Raw genomic sequence first — 14,226 nt, forward strand, 5'->3', positions numbered from 1 at the left:
GTTTCTAAATCTCATTCCATTTTGTATATTTACTCAAACAAATTGGTTTACAGCTACAAAGATAAAGAAATGTCGCAAAACGGAGGCAAAACTTATCTGTTTTTGTTGTAAAACGGAGGCAAAATCCTCTTGTTTTTGTCGCAAAACGGAGGCAAAACAAGAAAATGAAGAATGCAAAATGATTATCCTATATCCGAAAGAGGATAATCTTATATTGAAAAAACAAATTGAATTCCGCAAACATCCCATGTAGGGGCGTATCGCATACGCCCGAATGCGTCCACTTATCCATGTGGATATCTTCTGAGGCTGTCTCAAAATAAAAAACGACAATTAAAAAGTAATGTCATTCTGAGTACTCATTTCCTGCGGAAGCCCATTCGATTATAACGGGAATTGTTATCTTGGACATTTTTATAAACCAATATTGTTCTACTATAAAAAGCAGCGGAATTATCCTTTAACAGGTAATTCCGCTGCCGAGAGAACCGAATCAATTAAATTATACTATCACGGCTATGAAAAAAGACGCACACATCTACTTTTTCCGTTCCATGCAAAGTATCATTCATTGCTTACAGAAGCAGAAGGTTCAGCAATTACTTCGCCAGCCAAACCATTAGCGAAACCGCCATAAGCAGGTTTGCGGCTATAGTTCAAGTCCCAAAGTCCTACAGGTTCACCACCTCTCCAGCCAGATTCAGCCGGGCTGTCCGTTATGCACCATTGCGTAATGCCATACCGTTGTGCAGCTGGAATGATTTCGAAATACTTATCGATGATGAACTGGTAGAACTCTGCCATCTTCAGTTGTTGGTCGAAGGTTACATTTTCGGTCTTGATGCCTTCGCCGAAGGCTTTTTCTACAATGCCCATATCCAATTCCGAAATCTTGATGAGCTTACCGGTTGCCGCCATCAGTTCGAACATATTCACGATAGCATCTTCCTGGGCTTTCTGGTCTGCCTCGTTCAGGATGTAGCTGACGTGCATCTGCGTACCGATACCATCAATCTTGGCACCGTTGGCTTCCCATACTTCAATCCAGTGGATAAGGCTCTTCAGCTTCTGGTTGCCGTCCCACCACGATTCCAGGTTGTAGTCGTTGATGAAGAGTTTCAGGTCTGCCGGGTTACCTCCATATTCGGCAAAATATTTTTCAGCCGCCTTGGTCACGATAGGCACATAGTCTTCGTTGCCCAGGTAGTCTTGCCAGTAGAAGTTGGTTTCCGGGTCACCGTTGGTTGCCGACTGCAGGTCGTACCAGCCGTCACCGTCTGCGTCTGCTCCCGATACGGTTTCGTTTGCGGCTTCCCAAGTGGTGACATAGCCGCCGCAAGCTTCCATCATACCGTTAATCCAGTTATCCATTGCCCAAGTTAATGTGTCTTTCTTTTCTTCGGGGGTCAATGGCTCTTTGTCACCTTCTCCTTCTATTTCAAAAGCAATATCATCAAAATAATAGGTATTTGCTTCACCTAATACAGCCAAGTTAAAGGCAATGGTATTCATACCGCTTTCTCCAGCTTGTTCTGCAGAAATAGTACCAGTTACTTCCATGTCTTGCCATTCGGTTGTGAAAGAAGGATTCGATGGGAGCATTGCATAGTGAATGTAGCCACCTGGATTATTGTGAGCCTGTGTCTCTGAATTTGCTGCTTTGTCTGCCTTATATTTCATAGAGAAACGGTAATTTGTTCCTGCTACGAGTTGCTGTGAGGCTTTTACAAAGAATTGAGTATCATACGTATTGGCTGGGTTATCAGCAGAATGAACGACAAAAGCATGTCCTACACCGTCTGCACCGGTTCCGGCTTCGCCAATCGTACAAGGATTCGGACCTCCTACACCGGGTTCGGTGGCGAAGAAACAAGATACATCATCTCCTTCAGCATCACCATTGGTTACTAAGTTTATCCAGCGAGTTGCGGCAGGAGTTTCCAAATGTGAAACTTTCAGCCATTGTACTTCAATAGTTCCTACAAAATTACCTGACTGGAACATGACGAAACCACTACCTTCTGCTCCGGGGCTTACTGGTATTTCAAGCTCGGTCCATTCCGGTGTTAAAGCCACTGAGAGTCCGGGATTTGCCGACCATGTTCCGGCAGCCATTGTGATTGATGTCTCTACTGAAGAACGTATCATCATATTAATTGTATAATCTGTTCCCGGAACCCAATTGATGCCGTCTGCTATATGGTATTGGAAATCCCAATTATTGGTAATAAATTCAGGATTTGTTATCGTCAGATAGCCTTTATCACTGATAGTGATACTGGCTTCTGAACCTTCCGGTTTTTGTGACCAATATTGATAACTACCCATGACAGCATAATTGAAATTTCCATCTTCCACTTCGACAGGTTCTGCAGGTTCTGTTTCTATTTCCCTGTCTGCAATTAATCCATTTAGGTAGTTTAGGTTCTGTTGCGAATGCCAAGCGAGGGTATGACCGTAGATAGTCATACCTGCCTGACGGGCGGCATCAATAAAACTGGTTACGGTAGAGAAATTCATTGTTCCATCATCGCTGACAATCGATGCGTATTTCATTTCATTCCCCGCCGTCATTTCATCGAAGTTGGAACAAGCCAAACTATAGACTTGGTCTCCGTTGATATAGTCTGTAGCTGCCAGAGCAATACCCAATTTGAAATTGGGATTCTCCGTGCGGTCTACGTAGCTTTTCAGTACATCGTAATTGTTTAAGTATTCATACTGGGAAAGGCTCTCGGGCTTAGCTCCTACATCGTATGGCAACATGCTGTCGTCTGTACAGCCCGACAATGCGCCTACGGCAAGTGCTCCCAGTAATATTTTATTTGTATATTTCATAATTTTCTGGTTTAAAGCGATTAACTTATATGAATGTCTGCAACCTGCCCATGCGGGCATTTATTTATTCTTTATATACAGTACTAAATTCTTCGTAAGCCACGCCACGGGTTTGAACGACCAGTGTGTCTTTCGTGTTGTATTGCTTGGCTCCGAAGTCAATGTTATAATCCAGGTAGAGTGCATTGCGGTCTTCTTCATTCCCCCAGCTGGCTTTATCACCGTCAACAACGAACTTTCCGTTTCCACTTGCTGTAAAACCTTCAGTTCCCGAAGTAATCGTACATTCGTCGTTGTCGTTGAAGGTCAGTACCAAATCACAGGTTAAGGTCTCTTGTCCTACTGTGGTTGATACCGGGAAGATGGCGGTATGCAGGTCTTTGGTCGTAACATTGCAAACTTCATCGTCTTCAATATATTGTTCATGACGCACATTGGTAGTAGTGCTTCCGTTTTCTGTAATCTGGTCAATACCTCGACGCAGGTACGTAGCGTGCCACTTATTGATGTATTTCACACAATACAGTACGTAATTCTTCGGAGCCGTATCCCACATAGCCGAGTTAGTCCATGCTGCATTGGGAATTCTGGGTACACCTGATAAAATAGAATCTGCATTCACTACATTAACCATACGTAAGGGAATGACATAAGTGTTTTCTATAGAAGCAGGGTCCTCAAAAAACGCATTACTGAAAGTCACTTCTACAGCTCCCATCAGGTTTTCAAACTCGTTCAGCGTAATCTGTTCCGACGACAACGTATAATAGTTTGCAGGCATCGGACGTACGGGAGTCACGCCATCGGCAAAGTACAGGTTGTCGCATAGCTCATTGTCTACCATGATATCAATAACAGTCGATCCGCTTCCAGCATATGCCCCACCCATGGTAGCATAAATCTTGCATTTATGGGCGTTGTCAAGCGACGTGTCATACGTATCTTCTCCCATTACCAATGTACGTACCGGAGTCTGGTGTGCAAAGTAAACGGCAGAGTTGTCATAGTTCGGGAATTCCGCATCGCCGTTTTCACACGAAGTGATGCCCAATGCGGCAATTCCTGCCAACAATATAGAATATAAATTTACTTTTCTCATATTGATTCTGTTTTTTATCTTTAATATTAAGAGTTGTAAGCAAAAGAGGTAAAGAATCCTACTCGGTTCAACCGGCTTAACAGGCAAAGCCCGTGAGGGAGCTTTACCTGCCAAGGCTTGTTTTCTACAAACCGATATTTTCTCTACAACTTTATTACATTCACTATTATTACCATCCTTGATTCTGTACAAAACCGAAATTCAATACATCGTTGTATGGAATCGGTCCGTAAACCATATACGGTTGATAGCTTCTTTCTTCCACTTGAATCGGTGTATAAGTCAATCTTCCGCCTGAGCCACGGCTGATGTTGACACCTTGGGCTGCTTCGGTCAGGTCGGCATTCCAACGGCGCAAATCATAGAAACGGATGTTCTCGAAACAGAGTTCCAGACGGCGTTCGTTGCGGATCAGTTCGCGCATCTGGTCCTGGCTGTTTGCACATGCTTCCAGATAAGGGTCACCGTTGTCTGTACCTACACCGGCACGGGTACGGATGGCTTTGATGACATCGTAAGCACTAAATCCAAATGAGCCTTGTCCTTTCGGTCCCCAAGCTTCGTTGGCAGCCTCCGCATAATCCAAGAAGATTTCCGTATAGCGGATACGGGCAGAATAGTGACGTTGCTGGGTGTTGTAGTTCGGGTCTAAGTTACAGTCGAAACGCAAATGTTTACGCATGTAGTAGCCGGTGCGGGTAGAGTGTCCCGATTCACGGTTAATGGCGTCGTTGTTGGTGCCATACGAACCGGTGGTAATCGTTGCGTTTCCGGCTGTGCTTTCGTTGGTAATGATGTAGGTTGCCAAACGTGGGTCTCGGTTTGCATACGGGTCATTCGCATCATAATCTGAGTTACTGTTGTCGATGGGATAACCGTTTGCCATGGGGAAAGCGTCCACTAAGTTTTGGGTCGGATTGACACGTCCATTACCGTACAGGCTTGGCGGAAAATTATCGCCTTCCAGTGTATTGCTGTCGCTATAACTTGCTCTCCATATAATTTCTGGGGGATTCGAACCGTTTCCTAAACCTGCAATTTCCGAGGTATTACAATACCAGGTATAACCGTCTGCATCGATTCCGTTGATGCCGTCAATGCGTTGCAGTACTGTTCCGGCACTGTTGGCAGCTTCTTCCCATGTGATTCCGGATTCGGCAAAAGCCGGGCTGGCAGCCATCAAGGCAACTTGTGCACGAACAGCTTCTACGATTCTGCCGCTAATACGTCCAGCGCGGTATACTCCATTCACACGGTCGTATTGGTCGGTATTGATGCCTAAATCCAAGTATTTTTGCGGAATTTCACTCTCGGTATGCTTGTCTTTATAGTCCAGCGGCAACAATTCGATGGCTTTGTCGCAATCCGAAAGAATCTGTTCAATGCATGCTGCATACGTATCACGAGGTTGACTGAAATCTGATTCCGGACTTTCTGAAACTGTTTTAATAGGCACACCTAACAATTGTCCATCTGTACCTATTCCTCCATGAGCTCTCAGCAGGAAATACATATAAACGGCACGCAATCCATAGGCTTCTCCGCTGTAACTGTCTACAAACATTGTTTGAATGTTCTCTGTTTGTGAAAAAGGTACGCTTTCCACTCTTTCCAAGAATAAGTTCAAATACTGAATGGCATTGTAACAGTTTTTCCATTGTGAAGCCGGGTCGTTCTGTGAAGTCCAAGCTCCAGTAGCCATGGCACGCCAAGTATTGCTATTATCGTTTGATACGGCATCATCTGTTGCCACATCACTGGTTGGCGAGGTATTGTAAGGAAGTAGAATGTAACCATTCGCCAATACGCCTAAAGCATAATCAGGGTCTGAATACATGGCATCCAAGTCCCGGTTGTTTTCGATGGCAGGTTCAAATAAATCATCACATGCCGTCATTGTAAACAATGGGAGTAGTACTAATAATTTAATTATATTTTTCATACTTCTTATTTCGTTTATAGATTAGAAAGTAACCTTGACACCTAAATTGTAGAAACGGGTCTGCGGAGCAGAACCGACATTCATTTCCATCAGTTCGCGCTCTTTCGAGATGGTCAACAGGTTCGAACCGCTTACGTAAACAGACGCTTCTTTCAAGAATGTTTTCTGTAACAAGCGTTTCGGAAAATCGTAAGTCAACTGCACTTTTGCCAAGTCGAAACGGTTGGTCTTGTAAAGCCAGAACGTAGAGTTGCGGAAGTTGTTGTTTCCGTCTAAGGTAGTCAAGCGTGGATAAGTAGCTGTAGCAGCTGTTTCCGGTGTCCAACGTCCGCGCACCACTTCCGAATATTTGCCATCACCATATACCCAATAGTACGAACTACTCTTGAAAGCATGACCACCAAATCCACCTGTACCCAAAGCAAAGAGGGTAAAGTTCCGCCATTTTGCTGTAAAGTTAATACCCAAGGTAAACGGAGAACCGTACCAGCCGCCACGTCCCAAGTAGACTTCATCGTTGGTGTCAATCACGTCGTCACCGTTCTGGTCTTTGTACTTCAAGTCGCCTGGGCGTACTGTACCTCCGAAGTTCTGGGTGGGCGAGTTGGCTATGTCTTCTTCACTTTGGAAAAAGCCTTCGCATTCCAGTCCCCATAAGCCATCCACCGGTTTGCCAGTACGGTTTTGGTAATCATAGGCATAGTTCTCGTCCCGTTGGGTCGCTTCTGTCTTGTAATAAGTTCCGGTTACGCCTAACGAAAGGTCTGCTTCGCCTACTTTTTTATTGAAGTTCACCGCAAAGTCGAATCCGACCCGCTTGTTATTATTGAAGTTTACGTACGGAATAAATGAAGCCTCCGGATAGTAAGTCGAGAAATAACTTGGGAAAATAGTACTCGGTTGGATGGGCAAACCTTCTGTCGAATTGACAAAGAAGTTGGCATCTGCCGTTACCAAACGGTCCCACAACGAAGTGCGCAGGCTTACTGTAAACTCTTTCCGCTTAATGAAAGTCAGTTCTTCATTGGCTCCACGCAAGGAATTGACAGAGTGGCGCGATACACCTTCTTGCCAGCCCCACCATGCTCCATCAGATTGGTTGAAGTTCGCTTCGTACATATAATAGTTAGCCAAGTCTATGTCTTGGTGCAAAATACTTCCCGATACGCCCAACATCAATTCATCTACTACCGAAGAGTTTTTCAAGAAATCTTCCTGATGCAGTTTCCAGGCAAGGGTCAGTGCCGGCGAGAAAGCATTGCGGTGTCCTTCTGCCAGTTTGGCTGAATGTACAGCTGCTCCGCTAAACTCGGCATAATACTTACCCATATAGTTGTAGCCTACCTGAATGCCTAAGTTGGCATTGCTGGTACGGTGGTAAACCGTTGAATTGGTCTGTTGATAGCCGTTCACCAACAGCATGGCAGACAGGTTGTGCGCCTTGTTGATGGTGGTGTGGTAGTCAAAATGGGCAGACAGGGCAATGGTCTGGTTGTCGGTACTGCCACTGATGGTTTGCACACCGGTCTTTTCATCCGTTCCTTCATAACCTAAACTGGTAATGACTCCCGTACCGTTGTAGTCCGACCACGTCGGGGTATAGATGCGGTAGGTATTATTGAACGAGGTGTTGTAGCTGGTGGCATAGTCTACCGCAAACTGGAAGTGGAACGAAAGTCCTTTCAACAGTCTATGCAGGTCGAAGTCAATACCCGTGTCGAACTGGAACTGGCGGCTGGTGTATTTGTTGTAACCGGCTGCATAGTAGTCGGCAAAGATATTGCGGTTGTCAATCTGGCTTCCGCCAAGGAACATGCCGTCGAAGACGTTACTGTTTACCCCCATCAGTTCCAATGCAGAGAGGGCATTGGGGTCAATGTAACTCAGTGGAATCAGCGGTGCAAAACGGTTGGGACGCATGCTGGCTGCTTCCGTCCAATAGTCGTAGGTTTCTCCTTCTTCTGTCTCGTAAGTGGTACGCCCCGAACGTACGTCGTAGAACGTAGCATTGGCATTGGCATACGCCTTGATGTCATCGTTGATGGTTACATCCACATTACCACGGATATTCAACCGGCTAGTGTAATTCTTGGCAGCTTCGCCGAAATTGAAAATGTCATTCTGTCGGTAGTAGCCTACATTCGAGTAGAAACGCGCCCGCTTGTTGCCACCCGAAAACTCGGCTGTCACATCACTGCGGTTGTACGTCTTCTTCAGGTAATCCGACGAATAATAGTCCAAACTCGGATAGCGGTACGGATTGGTACCCGAACCGTAGTTGTAGATGTCTTCGGCACTGTATAGCGGATCCAGTCCGTCGTTGGCACGCGCCTCGTTATACAAGGTCATGTATTCTGCCGAACCCAAATATTTAGGATAGCCTTTCGGTACGTAGAAACCCGTGTTGGCACGTACATCGATTTGCAGTTTTTCTTGGTATTTGCCGCGTTTGGTGGTAATATAAATCACGCCTTTCGAAGCCCGGCTTCCATAAAGCACTACAGCTGATGCGCTTTTCAGGAAGGTTATCTGTTCGATTTCGGTCGGCAATACGTTATTGGCATCACGAGGCACTCCGTCTACCAAGACCAAGTAACCGGCGTTGTCGCCGTCCATGCCCCACAAGGAGTTTCCATTCCAACCGCCGACATAGCCTTGCAGGTTATCCAAACTATACGTGGCATAGTTTTTGTCGTTCACTTGCTCCATGTTGATTACTGAAACGCCTCCCAACAAATCGTCCTGTGCCACCTTACGGAACGCTACTTGTACAGACGGGTCTGTAGCCTGAAGCGAATCAGTCTCATTTGCTTCTGCTGTCTGTGCCCCAATGCTTTGGTAAGCAGGAAGCAACCCTAAGGCAGCGGCAAATAAAATGAATCGTGTATATTTTACTTTCATTTGTTTCTTCATTTAATGTTATACTTTTTTCAGCTATTACCATTTTACCAACCGGGATTCTGGTCAAGTCCTTCATACAGATAAGTGTCATCGGTCTTCAGCGGGAACCAGTAATGTTTGGAAGAGAATTGGCGAGTAACAAGCACTTCTTCACGCCAGTTGGCCACTTCCGCATCTCTCGGGTCGTTTTCGGTAAACCATTCATCACTTTCTACACGGTCGAACTCCTGAGAGGTCTTGATGGTGTAAGGTTCTTCAGTCAGCAACAACCAGCGTTGCAGGTCGCAAAAGCGGAAACCTTCGAAAGACAATTCCACGGCACGTTCACGACGTACTTCGTCCATAAAGGTTTCTTTGTTGCCCGTCAAGTCTGCCGGTACATGCGCCATGCCTACGCGATCACGCAGACGATTAATAGCATCTTCGGCAGTAAGGGAACAATTGCTGGCTTTACCTGTTGCGCCGCTAATAGCCGCACAAGCTTCGGCATACATCAAATAGATATCGCCTAAACGCATGTAAGGAACATAGATTTGCAAACTGCGGCTATAGTCATGGGCTTTATCTACAGTATTGACCGTATGCGGAGTTAGTTTCTGAATAAAATACCCTGTGCGGTTTCCTTCCGTATCATCGCGCATGTTTCCGCCACTATACAATTGGCAGTATTTGTAGTCTGATAAAATACCGCTTACGGCACCATTAATGTATTGGAAACCATCGAATACAATATCATGATAGAAACGTGGATCACGATCACGGAACGGATGAGTAGGATCGAATCCACTACGTGGGTCATCCAATGGATAACCGTTTGCCATACCATACAAGTTAACATAGTTGGCTGTTGGCTGGTGAATAATTTTATCACCATCTACGATATTGTTCATCTTAGGACCGTAGTTGGTAGCGGCATTGAATGCTGCGGTATTGATACCAAATGCCGGACCGCGGAAAATAGCTTCTACTGAACCGGGTTGTTCCCATCCTTGATTCATGGTATAAAATATATCATCAAAGCTAGATGTTGAACTGGCAGAACGTTCGTGATTGTAAATATCATCGTATTCGTACTGTGCCAAAGCATACTGGGTCTGACCGCTTTCTACCAAATTCAGCAGTTCACCGAATGCCTCGGCTGCTTTCTGGCAATACTCATTATTGTAATTATAGGTAAGGGAGCCTCCGGTTTGTGCCCCGTTTTCCATCAGCGGGCTTCCTGCCCACAAATAGGTCTTGCCCAAATAGCCCAGTGCCATAATTTTGTTGATACGCAAATCGTTTTGGTTGGGAGTATGCATACCGGCTGAGGTATCCTCCCAGTCAATCGGAAGCAAGTCTGCCGCCTGACGGAAGTCTGCCGCCGCTTTGTCGGCTGCTTCCTGGAAGGTAGGACGGGTCAAATTCAATCCTTCCGATTCCAATACCTGATCGATGTAAGGCAGTCCGCCCAAGTATGCCATCAGCTCGAAGTGCCACCAAGCACGGAAGAAATACAACTGTCCGGCTATCAGGTCGCGCTCTTCTTGGGTAGCACCTACCATATTATTTAGATTGGCTAATCCCAAGTTACACTTGCGGATGCAATACCAGGCATGTGCCCACAAACGATGGTCCATACGATCGGCAGAAGTAGGAGGACAATCGCGGTTAGCATCCAGCCAGCATCCGTCTTGTCCCATACGTCCAGCTTGCCATGCCCAAAAGTTACCGATATCAATTTGGTGGGTCATGTGCCAGTCACCTTCGGTATTTAGAATTTCATCGTCTCCCCAATTGAAAGAAGTGGTCCAATAGCAGTTTTCCTTATCCGGAATGCAATTGTAGATTTCTTCTACGAATCCTTGGAAATTGTTAAAGTTCTGGAAGGCTGTGGCTGCATCTACTGTCGAATCCGGATTCTTGTCCAAATAATCCTCGCAAGAAGTGATGCCCAACGCCAAGGTGAACAGGCTGCTATATAATAAGGTTTTATATCGTTTTTTCATACGTCTCTGTTTTTATAATGTGAACTTAATACCTAAATTGAAACGTTTCATGGTGGGATAAGCACCTTGGTTGCTGGCTCCCGAGAAGTTCGATTCACGGTCATCTGGCATACGGGTCCATACCCACAGGTTGTTGCCGTTGAGGAATACTTTCAGGTTGCGGACTCCCAGTTTCTGTACCCAGCCGCCATCGAATGTATAGGCAATTTCGGCATTCTTCAAACGGATAAACGAACCATCGTACAGGTTTTGTGTACCAGTATTATAACTCGGAGTAGTAGTGAAACGAGGTATAACGACTTCAGGATTACCCTCGTTCTTCGACCACCAATTGCCTTGGTCATATACTGTGTTCAATCGGTTGGCGAAGCTAGTCAGGTTTACATCACGGGTTACATTAGTTACTCCATAGAACTGTACGAAAGCACTGAAACCTTTCCATTCGAAACCGACTGTTGCACTGTAGGTATTCTGCGGAGTGCTGGAATAACCATAAGGTGCACTGTCTTGTGCGTCAACCACACCGTCGGCATTGAAGTCAACAATGTAATAGTCACCCGGCAGTTTCTGGTTTTCGTTGGTGTCGTGTGCCGGGCTACCGTAAATTTGGTCGTAGTTTCCCATAAATCCGGCGTCAATGTGGGCATGGTTTTGACCAATGCTGAAACCGGCTTCTTTTTGGTAAGCAGGTTGCAATAAGGGGTCATCCCGTTGGATAATTTCGTTAACGGCATGGGTCATGTTGAAGTTACCCCATAAACGCATTTCGTTGGCAAATACCTTGTTGACACGGAGTTCTAATTCGTAACCGTGGGTCTTTACTTTACCTAAGTTAGCTGCCGGGGCATCCATACCGAAGTAGAAGGGGACAGCACGGTCACCTGAAGTCACGATGACATCGGTACGCTTGTCGCGGAAGACTTCTACCGTACCGGCAAACAGACCGTTCAGGAACGAGTAGTCGATACCAAGGTTGAATTTCTTCACCGTTTCCCAATGGATGTCTGGATTACCTACGGTTGTTTCCCGGTACCAGGTGTAAGGGCTGATGGCTTGGTTCAATGCCATGGGGGTAGCTCCGTTGGTTCCTCCGCCGACTCCCCATTGGGACAGGTACAGCCAGCGGTCGGTTACGTTATCGTCACCGATTTCACCGTATGAAGCACGGATTTTCAACATATCCAGCCATTTCTTGGAGAAGCCCATGAATTTTTCTTCTGAAATCATCCAGCCAATAGCGCCTGAGTTGAAGAAGGCAAAACGGTATTCGGGAGAGAATTTCTCCGAACCGTTATAAGCGCCGTTGTATTCAAAGAAATACTTGTTGGCGTAGTTATAGGTGCCGCGGAATGCCCAGTCTTCACGGCGGTTCGGGATGATGCTACCGGTAGCGGTTTCCTGACGGCTGAACAATCCCATGGCAGTTACATTGTGGTCGCCAAATTCGCGTGCCCAGTCCAACTGCACTTGGTAGTTCATGTTACGTTGAGTAGCATTGTTGTCTACTTCACCGCCACTGGTAGTCCACATGATTGGGTTTGTCGGGTCAAATTTGTCTTGAGTGTATTCTGTTACTTTATTAACAGTCATACCTGTTTCTGGATTAATCCATTTGTAAATAGGATCATTAAATAAATCATTGACACCACGATTGATTTCCACAAAAACATTATCCCACGATACCATGGCACGGGCGCGCAGACCTTTGGTGATAAAACTCAAGTCTTGTTCCAACGTAAAGTCGGTGTTGATGCGGGTAGTGGTGGTATTCATTCTTCCGGCTAAAGCCAAGTTGGCTGCCGAGTTGGATACATTGGAAACACCTGGATAATATCCCCAGCTTCCATCCGAATATTGCGGCAAGAACACATCGGGCGGAGTACTGTAGGCACCTGCCCAATATTGCGCGATAGCCCAATCGCCTGAATTTGTATATCCCCACGGAGTTTTCTTAGCTCCGTTCGAACCAGCGATGTTGACTTTCAAAGTAGTGGTCTTGGTTAAAGAAAAATCCAAGTTGCTGCGGACATTGATACGGTTGTATCCGAATCCTCCGCTGTAACCACGTCCGTTATCCATAACGTTGAACAAGTCACCTTCATGCAAGAAGTCTGCTCCAACGAAATATCTTACAAATTGAGTACCACCACTGACATTCAGACTAGCATTGTAAGACATGGTATAATCCTTAAATAACACGTCTTGCCAATCTACATTCGGATAACGTTCATAATCAGCCAAATTGGTTTGATTACGATATTTGCTAATTTCTGAAAATGGAGTGATGTAATCCCATGCTCCGGTTCCCAAAGCATTAGAAAGAGCCAATTCATGTTCGATTGCAATGTTGCGCATCCGCAACGCATCGTATGAATCCAATTTGTTAGGCAATTTCGAAGGTACTTTCATAGTTGCCTGTGCCGACACGTTGATTTGTGCCTTACCTTCCTGTCCGCGTTTGGTCGTAATCAAGATAACGCCGTTCGCACCTTTCACACCGTAAACGGCGGTAGCCGATGCGTCTTTCAAAACCGAAATAGATTCTACGGAGTTGATGTCAACCGAACTCATCGGACGTTCGATACCGTCTACCAATACCAGCGGCGAACTGTTGTTCCACGAACTGGAGCCACGGATGACAATCTGCGGCTCTTCTTCACCCGGCAGACCCGAGCTGGCTGTGGTAATCACACCCGGCAGGTTACCGGTCAAGGCTGCACCGATATCAGACACACCACCGGCACGTTGCAGCACTTCGCCTTTGGTCTGGGTGATGGCACCCACTACGGATTCTTTCTTTTGCTGGCCGTAACCTACGACTACGACTTCATCCAGCATTTCGGAGTCCTCACGCAGCCGGATTACAATCATGTTGCGGCCTTTCACTTCCACGTCTTGTGACAGGAAGCCTATGTAAGAAACGGTCAGCGTGGCGTTCTTTTCAGGTAGCTCTAAGGTGAAATTACCGTCAAAGTCGGCTACCGTACCTACGCTGGTGTTTCCTTTCAGTGCGATTGTCGCTCCGATTAACGGCTCGTCGTTGTTGTCGAGCACCTTTCCCGAAACGACAAACTTTCCCTGTGCAGTCGCTGTCAGACTGCAGCATAACAATAAGAAGAACAAGATTCCTCTTACCTGCAAAACTTTCCTCCATTCTGGGGAATGTTTCATCAAGAACTGTTGTCTTATGTTTTTCATCATGTTAGTAAAATAAAATGTTTTTCAAATGTTTCTCTCTGCTTACACCTCTCTTACCTTATATATAAGAAGAAAGATGGAAGATTAAACGGTAACAATTACCGTATCAGCATCAAAATAATCCATGGTAAAACAACAGCCTTGAAAGCTTTAAATGAATTGTGCTTTTCATAAACTTGATAATGTTTAGTTAATAATAATTATAAATTCTCACAATTGCAAATGTAGAAAATCTGTCTGAAAATGATTATTCTCTATGT

At 45.6% G+C, this 14,226-nt stretch carries 6 protein-coding genes; all 6 read right to left on the minus strand.

What is annotated here, in order from left to right:
- Window positions 1-564: 564 nt before the first annotated feature.
- The 6 genes from H9625_RS02030 to H9625_RS02055 all read right to left on the minus strand — a co-directional run bounded on the left by H9625_RS02030 (window position 565) and on the right by H9625_RS02055 (window position 13,939).
- Window positions 565-2,838, minus strand: coding sequence for an endo-1,4-beta-xylanase (locus H9625_RS02030; protein ID WP_191762849.1), 2,274 nt, complete (start codon window positions 2,836-2,838; stop codon window positions 565-567).
- Window positions 2,839-2,902: 64 nt separating this feature from the next.
- Window positions 2,903-3,937 carry a DUF5627 domain-containing protein gene (locus H9625_RS02035; protein WP_191762850.1) on the minus strand — a complete coding sequence of 345 codons (1,035 nt, stop codon included), beginning with the start codon at window positions 3,935-3,937 and terminating at the stop codon, window positions 2,903-2,905.
- A 169-nt stretch (window positions 3,938-4,106) separates the two neighbouring features.
- Window positions 4,107-5,879, minus strand: a complete 1,773-nt coding sequence (locus H9625_RS02040; RefSeq protein WP_191762851.1) for a RagB/SusD family nutrient uptake outer membrane protein — start codon at window positions 5,877-5,879, stop codon at window positions 4,107-4,109.
- 21 nt (window positions 5,880-5,900) lie between these two features.
- The gene (locus H9625_RS02045) at window positions 5,901-8,780 is read right to left on the minus strand and encodes a SusC/RagA family TonB-linked outer membrane protein (RefSeq protein ID WP_191762852.1); all 2,880 of its coding nucleotides are present in this window, start codon (window positions 8,778-8,780) and stop codon (window positions 5,901-5,903) included.
- 44 nt (window positions 8,781-8,824) lie between these two features.
- On the minus strand, window positions 8,825-10,768 hold the full coding sequence (locus H9625_RS02050) for a RagB/SusD family nutrient uptake outer membrane protein (RefSeq protein WP_022038701.1): 1,944 nt from the start codon (window positions 10,766-10,768) through the stop codon (window positions 8,825-8,827).
- Window positions 10,769-10,780: 12 nt separating this feature from the next.
- On the minus strand, window positions 10,781-13,939 hold the full coding sequence (locus tag H9625_RS02055) for a SusC/RagA family TonB-linked outer membrane protein (protein WP_225226201.1): 3,159 nt from the start codon (window positions 13,937-13,939) through the stop codon (window positions 10,781-10,783).
- Window positions 13,940-14,226: the final 287 nt, after the last annotated feature.

Source organism: Phocaeicola intestinalis, from assembly GCF_014837065.1.
Taxonomy (GTDB): domain Bacteria; phylum Bacteroidota; class Bacteroidia; order Bacteroidales; family Bacteroidaceae; genus Phocaeicola; species Phocaeicola intestinalis.

What these genes read in the sequence shown, in the direction of transcription:
- H9625_RS02055 (WP_225226201.1), bottom strand. Translation starts at nt 13,939, where the DNA reads ATGAAACATTCCCCAGAATGGAGGAAAGTTTTGCAGGTAAGAGGAATC.
- H9625_RS02050 (WP_022038701.1), bottom strand. Translation starts at nt 10,768, where the DNA reads ATGAAAAAACGATATAAAACCTTATTATATAGCAGCCTGTTCACCTTG.
- H9625_RS02035 (WP_191762850.1), bottom strand. Translation starts at nt 3,937, where the DNA reads ATGAGAAAAGTAAATTTATATTCTATATTGTTGGCAGGAATTGCCGCA.
- H9625_RS02045 (WP_191762852.1), bottom strand. Translation starts at nt 8,780, where the DNA reads ATGAAAGTAAAATATACACGATTCATTTTATTTGCCGCTGCCTTAGGG.
- H9625_RS02040 (WP_191762851.1), bottom strand. Translation starts at nt 5,879, where the DNA reads ATGAAAAATATAATTAAATTATTAGTACTACTCCCATTGTTTACAATG.
- H9625_RS02030 (WP_191762849.1), bottom strand. Translation starts at nt 2,838, where the DNA reads ATGAAATATACAAATAAAATATTACTGGGAGCACTTGCCGTAGGCGCA.